This is a genomic window from Paenibacillus sp. FSL P4-0113, assembly GCF_038009305.1.
Taxonomy (GTDB): Bacteria; Bacillota; Bacilli; order Paenibacillales; family Paenibacillaceae; genus Paenibacillus; species Paenibacillus polymyxa_D.
Genome location: NZ_JBBPAZ010000001.1, coordinates 4,616,589 through 4,632,948 on the forward strand (window position 1 = coordinate 4,616,589; position 16,360 = coordinate 4,632,948).

15 protein-coding genes and 1 riboswitch are annotated in these 16,360 nt (G+C 44.1%); of the genes, 11 read left to right on the plus strand and 4 right to left on the minus strand.

The window, feature by feature from the left end; all coding sequences use genetic code 11:
- Window positions 1–145 precede the first annotated feature (145 nt).
- Together MKX46_RS20075 and MKX46_RS20080 are read right to left on the minus strand one after the other, a co-directional pair.
- Window positions 146–781, minus strand: coding sequence for a cyclodeaminase/cyclohydrolase family protein (locus MKX46_RS20075; protein ID WP_069012904.1), 636 nt, complete (start codon window positions 779–781; stop codon window positions 146–148).
- A complete protein-coding gene (locus MKX46_RS20080; protein WP_029517626.1) occupies window positions 778–1,644 on the minus strand; it encodes a bifunctional 5,10-methylenetetrahydrofolate dehydrogenase/5,10-methenyltetrahydrofolate cyclohydrolase in 867 nt (288 codons plus the stop codon). Before MKX46_RS20080 ends, MKX46_RS20075 begins: the two co-directional genes overlap by 4 nt.
- A gap of 113 nt (window positions 1,645–1,757) precedes the next feature.
- Window positions 1,758–1,842, minus strand: a riboswitch (ZMP/ZTP riboswitch).
- A gap of 213 nt (window positions 1,843–2,055) precedes the next feature.
- On the opposite strand from MKX46_RS20080, the gene MKX46_RS20085 reads away from it, so the two are divergent.
- The 8 genes from MKX46_RS20085 (at window position 2,056) to MKX46_RS20120 (ending at window position 10,675) form a co-directional block, all read left to right on the plus strand.
- Window positions 2,056–3,117: a fatty acid desaturase gene (locus tag MKX46_RS20085; protein ID WP_029517625.1), complete on the plus strand. Its 1,062-nt coding sequence runs from the start codon at window positions 2,056–2,058 to the stop codon at window positions 3,115–3,117.
- A 68-nt stretch (window positions 3,118–3,185) separates the two neighbouring features.
- The gene (locus MKX46_RS20090) at window positions 3,186–4,319 is read left to right on the plus strand and encodes a sensor histidine kinase (protein ID WP_029517624.1); all 1,134 of its coding nucleotides are present in this window, start codon (window positions 3,186–3,188) and stop codon (window positions 4,317–4,319) included.
- Window positions 4,316–4,915, plus strand: a complete 600-nt coding sequence (locus MKX46_RS20095) for a response regulator transcription factor (protein WP_029517623.1) — start codon at window positions 4,316–4,318, stop codon at window positions 4,913–4,915. Before MKX46_RS20090 ends, MKX46_RS20095 begins: the two co-directional genes overlap by 4 nt.
- Before the next feature lie 144 nt (window positions 4,916–5,059).
- Window positions 5,060–5,680 carry a deoxynucleoside kinase gene (locus MKX46_RS20100; protein ID WP_029517622.1) on the plus strand — a complete coding sequence of 207 codons (621 nt, stop codon included), beginning with the start codon at window positions 5,060–5,062 and terminating at the stop codon, window positions 5,678–5,680.
- Window positions 5,680–6,321: a deoxynucleoside kinase gene (locus MKX46_RS20105; protein WP_013308920.1), complete on the plus strand. Its 642-nt coding sequence runs from the start codon at window positions 5,680–5,682 to the stop codon at window positions 6,319–6,321. Before MKX46_RS20100 ends, MKX46_RS20105 begins: the two co-directional genes overlap by 1 nt.
- Before the next feature lie 197 nt (window positions 6,322–6,518).
- Window positions 6,519–7,520 carry a Gfo/Idh/MocA family protein gene (locus tag MKX46_RS20110; protein ID WP_029517621.1) on the plus strand — a complete coding sequence of 334 codons (1,002 nt, stop codon included), beginning with the start codon at window positions 6,519–6,521 and terminating at the stop codon, window positions 7,518–7,520.
- A 248-nt stretch (window positions 7,521–7,768) separates the two neighbouring features.
- On the plus strand, window positions 7,769–9,205 hold the full coding sequence (locus tag MKX46_RS20115) for a metallophosphoesterase family protein (RefSeq protein WP_341071691.1): 1,437 nt from the start codon (window positions 7,769–7,771) through the stop codon (window positions 9,203–9,205).
- Between the two features lie 243 nt (window positions 9,206–9,448).
- Window positions 9,449–10,675 carry an RtcB family protein gene (locus tag MKX46_RS20120; RefSeq protein WP_165149979.1) on the plus strand — a complete coding sequence of 409 codons (1,227 nt, stop codon included), beginning with the start codon at window positions 9,449–9,451 and terminating at the stop codon, window positions 10,673–10,675.
- A 151-nt stretch (window positions 10,676–10,826) separates the two neighbouring features.
- On the opposite strand, the gene MKX46_RS20125 is transcribed toward MKX46_RS20120, so the two are convergent.
- Together MKX46_RS20125 and MKX46_RS20130 are read right to left on the minus strand one after the other, a co-directional pair.
- Complete coding sequence (locus tag MKX46_RS20125; protein WP_029517618.1) at window positions 10,827–11,717, minus strand: shikimate dehydrogenase; 891 nt, start codon at window positions 11,715–11,717, stop codon at window positions 10,827–10,829.
- A 29-nt stretch (window positions 11,718–11,746) separates the two neighbouring features.
- Window positions 11,747–12,937 carry an MFS transporter gene (locus tag MKX46_RS20130; protein WP_029517617.1) on the minus strand — a complete coding sequence of 397 codons (1,191 nt, stop codon included), beginning with the start codon at window positions 12,935–12,937 and terminating at the stop codon, window positions 11,747–11,749.
- 216 nt (window positions 12,938–13,153) lie between these two features.
- On the opposite strand from MKX46_RS20130, the gene MKX46_RS20135 reads away from it, so the two are divergent.
- The 3 genes from MKX46_RS20135 (at window position 13,154) to aroD (ending at window position 16,318) form a co-directional block, all read left to right on the plus strand.
- The gene (locus tag MKX46_RS20135) at window positions 13,154–14,065 is read left to right on the plus strand and encodes a LysR family transcriptional regulator (protein WP_069012907.1); all 912 of its coding nucleotides are present in this window, start codon (window positions 13,154–13,156) and stop codon (window positions 14,063–14,065) included.
- Window positions 14,066–14,194: 129 nt separating this feature from the next.
- On the plus strand, window positions 14,195–15,451 hold the full coding sequence (locus MKX46_RS20140) for an MFS transporter (RefSeq protein ID WP_341071692.1): 1,257 nt from the start codon (window positions 14,195–14,197) through the stop codon (window positions 15,449–15,451).
- 102 nt (window positions 15,452–15,553) lie between these two features.
- Complete coding sequence (aroD, locus tag MKX46_RS20145) at window positions 15,554–16,318, plus strand: type I 3-dehydroquinate dehydratase (RefSeq protein WP_069012909.1); 765 nt, start codon at window positions 15,554–15,556, stop codon at window positions 16,316–16,318.
- The last annotated feature ends 42 nt before the right edge of the window (window positions 16,319–16,360 follow it).

A 16,360-nucleotide genomic window follows, 5' to 3' on the forward strand; every position in this document is an offset into this window, starting at 1 on the left:
ATAGACGAAGAATATATAGAAAAGTTTTCCACAAATCGTTGGATTCCAATAAAATAGCCTCCAAACCCACGAGCAGAGGCGGGTTTGAGAGGCTATTTTTTGAGCATGGAAGCAGAATATGACTTGGGACGGGTTCTTCCAATGGTCAGCCCGTTATTCGGCTGCGCACCATCAATAAGGTTTGTTCTTTGATTTGTCCGATTTCACGGAGGAGTGCGGCTGTTTTAGCTTCGTAGGATTGTTTGACATCCAAATCTTTCAGCGAAGCAAGGTTAATGTCGACGGTAAGCAGGGCAGATTGAGCGGCGGCTTCGAACAGGATCGCGCCGATGCCAAGATCCGAAATCACATTTTTATTGGACACTTCCACAATGTTATAGGCTTGCGACAATCCGTCTCGGCATACTTCCAGCAGGCGCATGGGTACCTCAATGGCAGCGATCACCGCTGTCTGTAAGGAATGGGTACGATAGCGCTTTTCTTCGTCTGTTTCCTTGGGCAAACGCAGGGCAGTCATATACTGTTCAAAGGATTGGATGTCTGCGACCATTAATTCCTCACAATGTGTAGACAATCTTTCCATGCTGCTAATGACGTCCGTGATTTGTTCATGGATGTGCGCGTATTTTTCTCCTTGTGAAAGGTTGGCGGTCATGGAGGTCATAGCCGCGCCTAGTGCCGCAGCCAGTGCGGATACACTTCCTCCGCCAGGGGTAGGAGCTGCACTTGCAGCCTCTTTCAGAAAATGTCCGATGGAATGATTCCACGACAGTTCACTCATGAGTAAACCACCTCTCTGGAGTAGTGTTGCAGATGTATCGCTTTAAGCAAATTTTTGTACAAAATCGCAGTCGTTAAGGTGCCAACACCGCCGGGAACCGGAGAAATAGCATGTACTTTTTCCCCCACGTCTAAAGCGGCATCTCCCACTATTTTTCCCTCTAGCGTCTCATTAATTCCCGCATCTACCAAAATCAGACCGGGATGAACCATATCTTGCGTAATCACATCAGGGCATCCGACTGCCACGAAGGCAATGTCTGCATGGCTCAGATGCTCTGCAATATCACGCGTACCTGCATGACAGGCGGTAACGGTGGCGTTTTCTCTTTGCAACATGTGGAAAAGGGGAAGTCCCACTGTCTGTCCGATGCCCACGAGCGTGACATTTTTGCCTGCCAATGTGTGACCGTAATGCTTGAGCAGCTCGATACAGGCTTGAGGTGTTGCGGGATATAGTCCGGCGTCACCTGTTACAGTAGCCAGCTTGTTATCGGGTGTAATCCCATCAATATCCTTGTAGGGGGCAATGGATTGTTTAATAACGGAGGCGGAAAGATGTTGGGGAAGCGGCAGTTCCAGCATAATGCCATGTACATGGGATGCATCGTTCAGACTGCCGATCAGGTGCAGTAGCTCGGTTTCGCTAACATGACGATCAAACGTATGGAGATGAAATGAGATGCCCAGCTTCTCCGCTATTTTTTGCTTGGTCCGTGCATAGTATGCAGATGCCGGATCACCTTCTACCAATAGGGTTGCCAGATGGGGACGGTGTCCTTGCTGCTTCATTTCTTCTACCTGTGAACGGATCGTTGCATATACTTGCTCAGCTGCTTCTTTGGATTTCATGATAATAGCCATAGTCCGAGCCTCCTCTGAATTTATTGCATAATGGAATCAACAGGGTGTCATGGTCTTGTAAAACGAAAAAAAGTATTTGCACAAGGTCGTCAAGACAGACGAATCCTCTGCAAATACTTCTCCCAGGCGAACGGTACGCTTTTTTTGTATGCTCCCTCGTGGTTCATTCCACTGACTTCGCCAGTCACATACAGCGTTATTATACCTTATATTTTAACAAACAATCATCAGAAAAGAAACCCGCGAACATTTGGAAAACGGGTTATGTTACTTGTCTATATGACAAATGTCATATACACGAACTGACGTTTATGACTACAGCGCCTAGAGCGTTCTCCTTATACTGAGATTAGATCAACATGTACGCCTAACAGGATCAAGGTATAGGCGTCATCTTTAAGGAGGATCATAATGAGTATGACACAACTCCCATTAGCCCAATTGAAAAAAAATATGGCTCCCTACGAGAAAATAAACACGAAATCCAGCGTTCTGCAACTTATCAATACTTTGGGTCCACTGATCCTATTGTGGTATGCTGCTTATCTTAGCCTGTCGGTTTCGTACTGGCTGACGCTTCCCATTGCCATTGTTGCATCGGGGTTTGTGGTACGGACGTTTATTATTTTTCATGATTGTGGTCATCAATCCTTCTTCAAAAGCCGCAAGCTGAACGACATTGTGGGAACGATTACAGGTATTATTACGCTCTGCCCTTATCACCAATGGAAAAATAGTCACGCGATCCACCATGCAACCAGCAGTAATCTGGATAAAAGAGGCACAGGTGACATGTGGGTGCTTACGGTAGAAGAGTACACAGAGGCTTCCACATGGACACGGTTGGCCTATCGCATATACCGAAATCCTTGGGTTATGTTCGGACTAGGTCCGATCTATACTTTTTTGATTTCCTATCGCTTTAATATCAAGACAGCCAAACGCAAGGAAAAAATGAACACTCATGTGACGAATATATCCATCGTTGCATTGTATGCACTGTTGTGCTGGGCTATTGGATGGCAGGCCTTCCTTCTCGTACAGGCACCTATCTTTTTTGTATCCGGTATGTTGGGAATCTGGCTATTCTATGTACAACACCAATTTGAGGATTCTTATTTCGAGCACGATGAAGAGTGGAGTTATATTAATGCAGCCGTAGAAGGCAGTTCTTACTACAAGCTTCCTAAAGTATTGCAATGGATTACGGGCAATATCGGATTTCATCACGTTCATCACCTGAGTCCCAAAGTTCCAAATTATAATTTGGAAAAAGCACATGAAGCGACACCGTTACTTCAAAAGGCGACCACGATCACAGTGAGTAGCAGTCTGCAATCGTTGAAGTTCCGACTTTGGGATGAAAATACGAAAACCTTTTTGACCTTTAAACAAGTGAAGCCGCTCCTCAGCAAACGTGTTGCAGTTACGAAACCCATGCCTACACCTGTTGTAGGCACAGAAAGAAAATAACGTTGAACAAAACCTGGTATGATAAGATAAGGAATATAAGTCATGTGAAGTAGAAGAGGGTGGGCAGGATGCAAAAATGGTATCAGATCTTCCAAAGAAATACAGGGCTTAGCCCTTATGTTTGGGTCGTCTTTTACATCCTGCCCTTTTACTACTTTAGCTCTTCATCTACAGGTCATATTATTTTGGGTACTGCTATTATTTTGGTATTCTTTGCATGTTATGTACTGGCTTTTGTCTCAAAAGGCTGGCTCATATACTTTTGGACCAGTGTACAGATTGCCATATCGATTACCATGACACTGCTGTTCAGCTATATGTACTTTTCCATATTTATCGCCTATTTGATCGGTAATATTAAAAGTAAGGCTGCATTTACGACGCTGTATATTATTTTAATGGTTATTACGATTGGATTGATCAATTATGGTTTTGTTTCTCAGAATCCCGTTTTTATTAAACAGATTCCTTTTATCCTGCTTAATCTGATCGGTGTGATTCTCCTTCCGATTACGAATTTTAATCGCAACAAAAGCGATCGGCTCCAAGTTCAATTGGAGGATGCCAATAAGAAAATATCGGAATTGATTAAGCTGGAGGAACGGCAAAGAATTGCGCGTGACCTGCACGATACCTTAGGTCAGAAGTTGTCACTCATTGGGCTGAAGAGCGATTTGGCGGGCAAACTGATGGATCAGTACCCGGAGCGGGCGCATGTCGAAATTAACGATGTTCGTCTCACGGCAAGAAGCGCGTTAAAAGAGGTACGGGAAATGGTTACTCAAATGCGCGGTATGCGACTAGAGGATGAGCTGCTACGTATTCGGCAGATTTTAAAGGCTGCTCACATTGAATTAACTCTAGAGGGAGACCCGAAGCTGGAGCATACATCATTAATGAATGAAAATGTTCTTAGCATGTGTATGAAGGAAGCCGTAACCAATGTAGTGAAACACAGTGGAGCTACCGCTTGCTCCATCACGATTGAGCCGTCTCGTAAGGAATTAACTCTTCGGATTCAGGATAATGGAGTCGGTATTACGAGAGAAAATGGAACCCTTCGTGGAAACGGCCTGCAAGGTATGAAGGAAAGGCTCGAATTCGTGAACGGATGTATGGAGCTGCGTTCAGATCAGGGAACGACCTTGGTCATTAAAGTGCCCAATATCCCTGAAAAGCCGAACGAGGAGGTGGGGCCATGATTCGAATTGTCATTGCAGAAGACCAGCGTATGCTGCTGGGTGCTCTAGCTTCTCTGCTAGACTTGGAAGAGGACATGAAAGTAGTCGGAAAAGCAAGCAACGGGGAAGAAGCTATAGAACTGGTGAAGCTGCATCAACCGGATATATGCATTATGGACATCGAAATGCCAATAAAGAGCGGATTGGATGCGGCTGAAGAACTCAAAGGCTTGAACTGCAAGATGCTGATTTTAACTACGTTTGCCCGCCCTGGGTATTTTGAACGAGCGATCAAGGCGGGGACACACGGTTATCTACTCAAGGACAGTCCCAGTGAAGAGCTGGCTTCCTCCATTCGCAGTATTATGGCAGGTCGGCGTATCTATGCTCCGGAACTGGTCGATGATGCTTATGCCGAAGTCAACCCGCTAACAGAGCGTGAAAAGACCGTCTTGGCGCTCATCGCTGACGGAAAGAACACAAAAGAGATTGCTGGTGAACTGTATTTAACGACAGGGACGGTGCGCAATTATATTTCAGTCATTCTCGATAAGTTGGGTGTCAGTAACCGGATCGAAGCGATTACACGTTTTAATGAAAAAGGTTGGTTTAAATGAGAAACAGAGACGCTATGAAGCAAATATAGCGCTCTGTTTTTTTGTTTTATCCATAGATTTGGTATGCCTTTAGCGTACTACCTTGTGATACAATAGGATAGTTGTCCACAGGATGGACTGGAGTACAAGGAGGAGCAGAACCGCATGAAACAAGCCCCATTTATAGCCGTTGAAGGGCCCATCGGAGCAGGCAAAACGACGTTAGCTTCGATGCTTTCAACCGAGCTACATTGGCCGATAATCAAAGAGATTGTCGAGGAGAACCCATTTCTCGATAAATTTTATCAGAATATAGATGAGTGGAGTTTCCAGTTGGAAATGTTCTTCCTCTGCAATCGGTATAAGCAGTTGGAGGATACTGGTCTGCAATATATCGAGAAAGCTCAGCCTGTTATTTCTGATTATCATATCTACAAGAATTTGATTTTTGCTGAACGTACGCTTAAGGGTGTGAAGCTCGAAAAATATCGTCAAATCTATCATTTGCTCACAGATGATATGCCTAAGCCGGACATTATCATTTATATCAAAGCAGATTTGGATACCTTGCTGGGGAGAATTCGCAAGCGTGCACGCTCTTTTGAACAGGAGATGGACCCTGCCTATCTGGAGCAATTGATCATAGATTATGATAAAGGCATGCAGTTTCTCGCTGAACAGTCCCCTTCCCCTCGTATATTGACCGTGAACGGGAATGAAATTGATTTTGTAGAAAATCAGGCACAATTTAAACAAATTGTTTCCGATGTAAAGGAGCTTATATAGTGAATAATTACAACATTCCTGCAAATGCCTTGATTACGGTAGCGGGCACAGTGGGTGTAGGTAAATCCACGTTGACCGGTGCTTTGGCCGGACGCCTTGGTTTTAAAACCTCTTTGGAGCAGGTCGATCATAATCCCTATCTGGAGAAATTTTATCACGATTTCGAAAGATGGAGCTTTCATTTGCAAATTTATTTTCTCGCGGAACGCTTCAAGGAACAAAAGAATATTTTCCTGTCTGGTGGAGGCTTTGTGCAGGATCGTTCTATTTATGAGGATACAGGCATTTTTGCGAAAATGCATGCCGATCAGGGAACGATGAATCCTACCGATTATGAAACGTATACTAGCCTGTTTGAGGCGATGGTGATGACACCGTTTTTCCCTCACCCTGATGTGCTGATCTATCTGGAAGGCAGTTTGCCCTCCATTCTGAGTCGGATTGAGGAGCGCGGTCGCGAGATGGAGATCCAGACCGAGCGTTCTTATTGGGAGCAAATGCATCGCAGATATTCCAATTGGATCAACGAATTTGATGCCTGTCCTGTACTGCGTCTGAACATTGATGAGTATGATGTACATGACCCTGCTTCCATGGATGCTATTTTGGAAGAAGTAGGAAAAGTAATATCAAAAAAATAGAGATATAACCCCAAATAACTGACAGGGACTGTGGTACAATCAGTATAAATTAAGCTGATAGACAGCAGTCTTTTTTTGTCGAATAAACATGTTGAAGCACGAGATATGACTAACGGTATAGTGGACAAGTTTAGGCTGGAATGCGAGAATAGGTACATATGAATTGTAATGACTCACGGGAAGGATGGGATACTGTGATGCGTTTTGGTATTGTTGGAACCAACTGGATAACAGAGAGGTTTATTCAAGCTGCGATGGAGACGGACGAATTTTCCCTGACGGCGGTATACTCACGCACAGAGGATAAGGGCAAAGCTTTTGCTGACAAATATAACAGCCAGCCGGAGGTTTTTACAGACCTGGCGCAAATGGCCGCAAGTGACCAGGTCGATGCCGTATATATTGCCAGCCCCAATTCCTTACATGCGGAGCAGGCGATCTTATGTATGAATCACGGAAAGCACGTGTTGTGTGAGAAACCTTTTGCGTCTAATGCAGCAGAGGTGAAGAGTATGATCGAAGCCGCGCGCAACAACGATGTTCTGCTGATGGAGGCCGTTAAATCCACACTTATGCCTAACTTTAAAATAATAAAGGATCATATGTATAAAATAGGCCGGGTTCGGCGTTATTTTGCAAGCTACTGTCAATACTCCTCCCGCTTTGATGCTTTTAAGCAAGGTAAGGTATTGAATGCGTTTAACCCGGCCTTTTCCAATGGTTCCCTGATGGACCTTGGCGTGTATTGTTTGTATCCTATGGTGACTTTGTTCGGCAAACCTGAGGAGGTTCGGGCGGTTGGTGTGCTTTTATCCTCTGGTGTCGATGGCGAGGGCAGTATCGTGATGAAGTATCCTGATATGGATGCTATCGTCATGTATTCCAAAATTACAGATTCCTATCTGCCTGCTGAAATTCAGGGTGAGAATGGAACGATGGTGATCGACAAAATCAGTCAGCCCTATGAGGTGAAAATTCATTATCGGGACGGCACGATTGAGGATCTGACCAAAGCTCAGACGCGTGAGCCCATGTATTATGAAATTCAGGAATTTATAGATCTGATCAAGATTGGTGAACGCAACAGTTCCATTAACTCTTTGGAGTGTTCACTTACAGTCGCTGAAGTGATGGAGGAGGCAAGACAACAATTCGGCCTTCGTTATGAAGCAGATTTGAAAAATACTTCTGCACATTAGTCAGTGGAATGATCGAAATTGCAATGCACAAAGGGCTGCCGATTTTGCAAACTTTGCAAATATACGGTTAGCCTTATTTGGCTTTGTAGCCCTAAAAGGGTAAAGCAGTTATCCTTCTCCTCAATCGCTAGGTCACTTAACACCTCGTTTTTACAAATTACTATATTTCCTAAAACAACGTATTAACATTTGATTGATATGATCATATTTATAACTTTTACATATTAACTACACAGAGGAGTGTACACATGTTTAAGAAGTTTCAAAAATGGTCAGCAACATCTATGTCTGTTGCTCTTGCACTAGGTTTGATTACGGGCATGTCAGCCTTGCCTGTCCATGCTGAGTCATCAGGGAATACAGATCATGGTATTAGTAAAGTTACAGCTACATTTTATGGAGACACAAAAGGTTCCAAAGGATTTACCTGGTATACTTCAAAACTTTCCACGAAGAGCACTGTTCAAGTAATCAAGAAAACGGCTTCTGAAGCTGATTTTACGAGTGCTCTTACATTTGAAGGGACTTCTTCTCCATCGACCAATTCTCCAGAAGAGCTTGTCCATAAAGCTGTAGCTACAGGTCTTCAAGCGGACACAGCTTATTATTATCGTGTGGGTGATGCAGCGCGCGGGATATGGAGCGAAACAGGTACGTTTCAAACGGCTCCTAAGAGCGGCGAATTTACCTTCATTGATTTAGCTGATACACAAGCGAAAAGCGAAGATGAAGCCATATTGTCTTCACAGACGCTCGAAAAAGCACTTCAAACTGTAGGTAATGCTCAGTTTGTAGTCCACAACGGAGATATCGTAGACACCGGTACCAAAGAAGAGCAGTGGGACTGGTTGTTGGGACATTCACAAAAAAGTCTTTTGAATACAACCATTGTTCCTTCAGCAGGTAATCATGAGGATGAGAACTACGCTTTTTATGATCACTTTAATATTAATCAACCAGCTGGTTCTGCTACTAAAACAGGAGCGTACTACTCCTTTGATTACAGCTATGCTCACTTTATCGTACTGAACTCCAATGAGGACTCAGAGAAATATGCCAATTTTTCTGAAGATCAAGTTGAATGGTTAAAGAAAGATGCTGCGGCAGCCAAAAGGGCAGGTGCAAAGTGGATCATTGTTAACATTCACAAAGGTCCCTACACTACCTCTAACCATGCAACAGATTCTGACATCATGGATAACAATGGAGTTCGTAACCAAATCGCTCCACTCATGGACAAACTTGATATCGACTTTGTCGTGCAGGGGCACGATCATATTTATGCTCGGACGAAACCAATCAACCAAGAGGGTAAAGCAACAACGTCAACCAAATTAAAAGATACATTAAATGATAAGAAGATTGAATATAGTGTGAATCCGGATGGAAGTATCTATGTCATCCCAGCAACTGCTGGCCCCAAAGTCTACTACAAGAACCCGAGTGAAAAACTTGGAGATAAGTACTATAATCTCTTTGAACTAGCTGAAGAGAATCATGCGGCAGTATATGGCCCGGATCCGAGTGACAATCGTAGACCTGTACGAGGACAGGTACAGAATTTTGTTGGCATCACCGTAGACGAAAATAAACTTACAGCCGTAACGTACGAAATTGATCAAAACAAAAATGATGCCAAACCTTTTATTGTGGATCAATTCGGAATCATCAAAAAATATCAGTAAAATTGATTAATGGTTTCTAAATAATCATAAAAGGATATCCTACAGTCTGGTCGGCTGCATGGATATCCTTTTTCATTTTCTTATAGGGACTTTCTTATAGAGACGTCTGATGTTGTGCTTGTAATACTTACGCCCTGTTCGGAAGCGGGTAAACCGTACATAATGCTATTAAGAGATCCAAAGTTCAAAAGTAGTCAATTTTACATATAGAAATTTTCTTGCAAAATATGGAGGGATAAAGCGATGGCTTATCAAGAAATCAATGGAGTACGCGTATGGGGATCACCTGACCCGGGAGCACTATCTCAAGCCCGCACATGTGCCGAAAATGGTAATGTGATTCAGGCGCTACTGATGGCAGATCATCATAAAGGCTACAGTCAGCCGATTGGCGGTGTGATGGTGTATGACGGACAAATTTCACCTTCAGGTGTAGGGTATGATATCGGCTGCGGGAATAAGGCGGTAAGATCCAAGCTGTTTGCCGCAGATATTATGCCACGTATTTCAGCCGTGATGGATGAGATTGCACGTCATATTTCGTTTGGCGTAGGCCGTGTGAATGCAATTCAGGTAGACCATGAGCTGTTCGATGACCCAGATTGGGCAGTATATGCGGCGATTGGGAAACAAGAACATGACAAACTGAAGTCCTTGGCGAGGGAACAGCTGGGTACAGTAGGGAGTGGTAATCACTTTGTTGATGTATTTGTGGAGGAAGCGACAGGACAGGTCTGGATTGCCAATCATTTCGGCAGCCGAGGCTTTGGGCACAAAACAGCAAGCGGGTTTCTAAATTTGGCTGCAGGACGGGAGTTTCTCGGAAAGGCGCCGGGAGAACATATGGATCAGCCGCCTGTACTGCTGGATATGAACAGTGAGCTGGGAGACATGTACTACCGTGCGATGCGCCTTGCCGGACGCTATGCGTATGCGGGACGTGACTATGTGATAGAACAAGTGCTTGGTATTATGGGGACCGAAGCGGATTTTACGGTGCATAACCACCATAATTACGCGTGGAAGGAACAGCATGATGGACGCGACACCATTGTAGTCCGCAAAGGCGCAACCCCCTCGGCCCCTGGCCAAATGGGCTTTATTGGAGGAAGCATGGGCGATATCTCGGTGATTGTGCGTGGGAAAGATTCGGTAGAAAATCGGGATTCCTACTATAGTACAGTCCATGGCGCAGGTCGTATTATGAGTCGTACCCAGGCAGCCGGTAAAATGAATTGGAAAACCCGCACACGGAGTGGTGGACAAATCACGGATGTACAGATGAAGGAGGCTGTTCGGAACTACGGTGTCGAGCTGCGCGGAGCAGGTACAGACGAAAGTCCGTTCGTCTACCGCAAACTGCGCGAGGTACTGGACGCTCATTCCGAGACCGTGGAAGTTATGCATGTGCTGAAGCCAATCGGGGTATGCATGGCTGGGGCCAATGAGTTTGACCCGTATAAGGATTAATGAAAAGAGAAGGAAGAACGGGGCTGTACCCATAAAAAAGACGATGCCCGGCAGAAGTGTTCATTCGCCGAGCATCGTCTTTAAAGTACATATATGCGTATATAATAGAAGGAACTCATGGCTTGATGTGCTTGTTGAGCAGCTCTAAATCTTACAGTTGATCAGCAAAAAGCTGTTCTTTAATATAAGCGACTGGCATCTCTTGGCCTGTCCACAGTTCGAAGGCTAATGCGCCCTGCCACAGCATCATGCCCAGACCGTTAATGGCGGTTGCACCTACGGATTCAGCTTGTTCCATCAGCTTGGATTTAGCTGGGCTGTATACTACATCGGTTACAATCAGATCGGAACGAAGCATGGACACATCCTCAATTACACTTTTGCCTTCCAGCGGTTTCATACCCACACCTGTACCATTAGCGAAAATATGACTTGTAAGAATCTCTTCACGCAGCTTCTCCTGATTCTCTAATGCATAGATATTCGCCTTGACTTGGGCATGTTTCATCTCTTCATTAATCATACGGACATTTTCTTCCGCCCGGGCAAAGAACTGGTCATTACGAGCGAAAATTGAAATTTCAGCGAGACCAGCTCGAGCGGCTTCAATAGCAATCGGCGTTGCAGCACCGCCTGAGCCGACGAGTGTCATTTTCTTACCTTTCAGATCAATGCCGTTCTCCTGCAAGTTACGAACATAACCTGATCCATCTGTACTGTAGCCTTTCAGCTTACCATCCGTATTCACGACAGTGTTGACGGCACCTGTAAATTTAGCGCTGTCGTCTAGCTCGTCAAGATACTGGAGTATAGCTGTTTTGTTAGGCATGGACACGTTATAACCGCGTATGTTCAGAGCGCGCATCCCCCGTACGACCTCTTCAAGCTGTTCATTGCCTACTTCAAAGGCCATATACGCGTTATTTAGGCCCAGCTTTTCAAACGCAAGATTATGCATAGCCGGGGACAAAGAGTGTCCGATCGGTGTAGCTAGCAGTCCGATTAATTGTGTTCTTCCGTCAATACGTCCAGCATTTTTCATGATATAAGCCTCCAAGTAACGTGTGTAGTTTAATGAAACACTTTTTTATATCGATAAGCAACAAACACGGCCAGCAAAATACTGACTACAGCAATCGCAATATCCAGAATGAATACGGAGGTAATTCCCAGACTTTTGGACATGCTCCCGGTAGCCAAAGGCATCAGGATGAACGATAGGCTGGCTGCTATGTTTACGAGAGAAGTCGTAGTTCCTTTGTTCTTGCGGAAAAATTCCGTCATTACCGTAAGGGCAATTTGGAATATGCCTGCGGTAGACAAGCCGATTAAGAATGAACTGATCAAGGTAGCGACAGGATTGTGCCATACAATTAAAGCCAGCAAAGAAAGCAGGGCAATAAGCGGATACACAATCATGACGGTAATGGGCTTAATGAATCTACCAAGTACCATAGCCAACAAAATAACGGAAACTAGTGAACCTATACTATAGTAGCTAAGCAGCTTAATGGCGCTGGCTTTGTCCATGCCAAGAGCCTCTTGTCCAAAGGTAGGAAGCCATAGCTGCACGATCATGAACAATACAGTTGAAGTAAAACCGATAATAATCAGAGACAAACCTTCTTGCCAAAACTTAGGCTCGCTGTGGAACGAATCCGTTGATTGACCAGTCTCGGCTGGAGCCTTTTGTTCCTCGGCTTTGTGGTTGGGGAAAGCGGTCATTGACAAGAAAATCCCGTTCAGCAGATAAATTCCTGCTGGAATAAAGAAGGAATATCCATAGAACATATCGTGATTAATAAAAAATGCAATCATGAAAGGAATAACAATGGCACCGATCGAGATGGATGCTTTGACTAGGACGGTTGCAGACCCGGCTTTTTTTCCGAACCCTTCAATGAGTGCGGGATAAGTCCCCGCATCCATCATCGAGTTGCAGAGCCCTGCGATAATGGCAAACACGAATGCCAAGGTGTAGTTAGGTGCAAGCGGAATACCGATTAGGAAGATTAAATAAGCAAATGATGCAATAACAATCAGTGGTTTCCTTCCGTATTTATCTGACATTTTTCCGGCTACTCCGAGAGCGAGCAGTTTACCGATTCCAATCGCTGACACCAGATAGCCGATGGCTGCTTTATCCGTGTTCAATTGCACGGTCAGAAAGCTCATATTCGACGAGAGAATAACATTAATCATACCCAGAAGAAAATAGTTGATATAAAGCCCTGTTGCCATTCTGATATAAGGATTTTTCATAAGTGTAACTCCCAACATAAATTTTAGATCAATGGCCTAGGTAGGCATCGTCCAGGTGTATTAAAGTACGCCCACAAACAAGTGAAAATATTCACATAATGTCTATGTCTTAATTATATAAGGGGTGATATTATAAATCCAATGCATATTTTTATCGTTTTTCATAGTTTGGGTCTATAATTTAAAATATGAATTAAAGAAGGGAATTACATAATTATGAACCTGAAGCACTTACAATATTTTCGTGTACTTGCGGAGATGGAGCATTTTACTCAGGCAGCTATGCGGCTATGTATCACTCAACCCAGTTTAAGTCATGCGATTTCAGAATTAGAAAAGGATTTGGGCGTTCATCTGTTTGAGAAGCAGGGGAGAAATATTCGGTTAAACAAATACGGACGATTTTTTCTGAAGTATGTGGAGCACGCGATGGATGAATTGGAAAAGGGGGAGCATAACTTACGGGAATTAGTGAGTCCAAGTCATGGTAATATAGATTTGGCGTTCATTTACACACTAGGTTCACACTTCATTCCAGCAATAATCCAAGCCTTTTCAGCTCTGGATGCCCGTAAAGACATTTCCTTTTCGTTTCACCAAGGGAATACGAACGATATTATTCAAGGCCTGAAGCAGGAACACTATGATGTGGCGTTCTGCTCTCACGTAGAAAATGAACCGGATGTGGAGTTTATTCCGCTGGCTCAGCAGGAACTGGTGGTCATTGTTTCACCTGATCATCCGCTGGCTTCTCTGGACCAAATTGATCTCAAGGATACAGCAGATTACCCGGTGATCTTCTTCAACAAAAAGAGTGGGGTTCGGCCCATTATTGAGAATTTGTTTGCCAAGGCGGGCGTTACGCCACAGATTATTTGCGAGATTGAAGAAGATACGGCAATGGCAGGACTGGTGTCTATCAATTACGGGATCGGAGTTATGCCCCGCATTTCATCGTTAGATTATTTTAACGTCAAAACATTGCCTATTATTAATCCAGAATACGAGCGTTTTATCTACCTAGCCAGCATTAAAAATAGATATTTATCCCCGGCAGTAGTAGAGTTTCGGAACTTTGCCCTAAGTTATGGCAAGGAGTTTTATCTGAAAACGCATCAGCGTGTCTAAGCCGGAGTCTCGCAATATTTAAACTTGATAAATTTTAAATTGTGTTCTATACTTCATCATCGACGCAAGCAATGTGAAATGATTCACGTTTTGATACTACAAGACTTACTTACAAAAGCAGGTGAATTCATGATGAAACGTACTTCTTTTCCAGTGGCGACAGGACTTTATGTAAACTATCTTTTGTTCGGCATGTTTAATATTATGCTGGCATCGCACATGTCCTTTTTAACAGAGCATTTGCATACAGATCAGGCGGGCATCAGTCTCTTGGTTTCTGCGATGGGATTTGGCAGGTTGTTTACCCTGTACATATCCGGGGTGCTCTCCGACCGTTATGGTCGCAAACCGTTTATTGTGGCAGCCGGGCTACTGATGACTGTATTCTTGGTCGGTATACCGCTGAGTTCCAGCTTTGAGATGGCGATCGTACTGGCTGTGCTGGCAGGCGTAGCGAATTCTTTTCTTGATTCAGGTACTTATCCAGCGCTGATCGAAGCTTTCCCCCAATCCTCTGGTTCGGCTACAGTATTGGTGAGAGGTTTTATATCCGTTGGGGCGGCATTTTTACCGCTAATGATTATCTTTTTTATGAATCACGATATTTTCTACGGGTTCTCTTTCTTTTTACCTGCCCTCATATTTGCTTTGAATGCAATGTACTTGTTCAAAATGAAGTTCCCAGACATGCGCGTGCAGCCCGCCAAGGGGCAAAGTGGCGGTAATTCTGTATCAAGCCTAGCGGGAAAATTGGAGGCAAATGACCGGAGTAAGCCGCGGTTTTGGCAGGAAGGGCTATGCCTTATCTTGCTCGGATTTACGGGACCTACCTTGCTTTATATTGTGCAGTTATGGTTGCCTACTTTTGGACAACAGTTTATCGGTATGACCGAATCAGAGTCTCTCAGATTATTAGTTTATTACAATATGGGTTCGCTGGTTTCCGTGTTTGTATTGGTCATTGTGTTAAGAAAATGGGTTAAACCAGTTCACATTATTCTTATTTATCCATGTATTTCCCTGTTGGCTTTTGGAGCGCTTCTCCTTTTCAAGTCAGGGGCTGCCTCCATTATTTGTGCGAGTGTTATCGGGTTTTCAATATCAGGTGTACTTCAGTTAACATTAACCGTAATGAGTGAATTTTTTAGTCAACGAAAAGGACAGATTACCGGGTTTGTTTATACAGCAACCTCGCTTTCATACACGATCATTCCTGTGTTTACAGGCTTTCTGTTGAAACATTCTCAGATATCGAGTGTTTTTATGCTAGCTATTATTGTGAATGTGCTAGGGATCGTACTGGCGGTGTTTGTTAATTTTCGGTACAGTTTAGTTTTTCCAGCAAGTCGCAAATTGTCGCCTAAAATTGCACTTGAACCCAAATAACGACGACTGGATCATATCATCTGCATGCTTATTCAGAATGCGTTATACTATGAATTATTGTACATGTTCGACTTGAAACTGTAATTTGGGAGTGAGAAAGAGATGGCTAAAATCGTAAAGGTGAAAGATGTCCTGATTGGTGAAGGAGCGCCAAAAATTTGTGTGCCCATGGTGGGAGAAACGTTGGAGCAGTTGAAGGAAGAAGCTACTTATTTACGTACGCTCGACCTGGATATCGTGGAGTGGAGAGTCGATTTTTTCGAACATGTGGAGGATCTGGAAAAGGTAAAGGCTGCCTTACATGAAATTCGGTCTATTTTAGCCAATATTCCACTCGTATTTACGTTCCGTAGCGCTCGGGAAGGCGGAGAAAAGGAAATCAGTGCGGCGAGTTATGTGGAATTGAATCGTACAATAGCCGCAACGGGGCAAGTCGAACTTATTGATGTAGAGCTTTTTAATGAGGAGGCTGATGTGAAGACGCTGGTAGAAGCAGCACATAAGCATAACGTGTATGTGATTATATCTAATCATGACTTTCATAAGACGCCGTCGAAGGAGGAGATTGTTTCCCGATTATGCAAGGCGCAGGAATTGGGAGGCGATCTGCCTAAGATAGCAGTGATGCCGACCAATACAGCCGATGTGCTCACTTTGCTGGATGCCACGCGTACTATGGCAGAAGAGCATGCAGATCGGCCGATTATTACGATGTCGATGGCGGGGAAAGGTGTCGTGAGCCGCCTGACCGGAGAACTGTTTGGTTCGGCTTTGACCTTTGGTGCCGCTAAGAAAGCTTCCGCACCGGGGCAGATTCCTGTCACTGAACTGAGAGAGATATTGACGGTGCTGCATAGCCATTCTTAAAAGACGGATGGCATGCTCGCCAGTCAGTAATATATCCGCAGT

Coding starts and splice junctions, on each gene's coding strand:
- MKX46_RS20075 (WP_069012904.1), bottom strand. CDS start 781: ATGAGTGAACTGTCGTGGAATCATTCCATCGGACATTTTCTGAAAGAG.
- MKX46_RS20080 (WP_029517626.1), bottom strand. CDS start 1,644: ATGGCTATTATCATGAAATCCAAAGAAGCAGCTGAGCAAGTATATGCA.
- MKX46_RS20085 (WP_029517625.1), top strand. CDS start 2,056: ATGAGTATGACACAACTCCCATTAGCCCAATTGAAAAAAAATATGGCT.
- MKX46_RS20090 (WP_029517624.1), top strand. CDS start 3,186: ATGCAAAAATGGTATCAGATCTTCCAAAGAAATACAGGGCTTAGCCCT.
- MKX46_RS20095 (WP_029517623.1), top strand. CDS start 4,316: ATGATTCGAATTGTCATTGCAGAAGACCAGCGTATGCTGCTGGGTGCT.
- MKX46_RS20100 (WP_029517622.1), top strand. CDS start 5,060: ATGAAACAAGCCCCATTTATAGCCGTTGAAGGGCCCATCGGAGCAGGC.
- MKX46_RS20110 (WP_029517621.1), top strand. CDS start 6,519: ATGCGTTTTGGTATTGTTGGAACCAACTGGATAACAGAGAGGTTTATT.
- MKX46_RS20115 (WP_341071691.1), top strand. CDS start 7,769: ATGTTTAAGAAGTTTCAAAAATGGTCAGCAACATCTATGTCTGTTGCT.
- MKX46_RS20120 (WP_165149979.1), top strand. CDS start 9,449: ATGGCTTATCAAGAAATCAATGGAGTACGCGTATGGGGATCACCTGAC.
- MKX46_RS20125 (WP_029517618.1), bottom strand. CDS start 11,717: ATGAAAAATGCTGGACGTATTGACGGAAGAACACAATTAATCGGACTG.
- MKX46_RS20130 (WP_029517617.1), bottom strand. CDS start 12,937: ATGAAAAATCCTTATATCAGAATGGCAACAGGGCTTTATATCAACTAT.
- MKX46_RS20135 (WP_069012907.1), top strand. CDS start 13,154: ATGAACCTGAAGCACTTACAATATTTTCGTGTACTTGCGGAGATGGAG.
- MKX46_RS20140 (WP_341071692.1), top strand. CDS start 14,195: ATGATGAAACGTACTTCTTTTCCAGTGGCGACAGGACTTTATGTAAAC.
- aroD (WP_069012909.1), top strand. CDS start 15,554: ATGGCTAAAATCGTAAAGGTGAAAGATGTCCTGATTGGTGAAGGAGCG.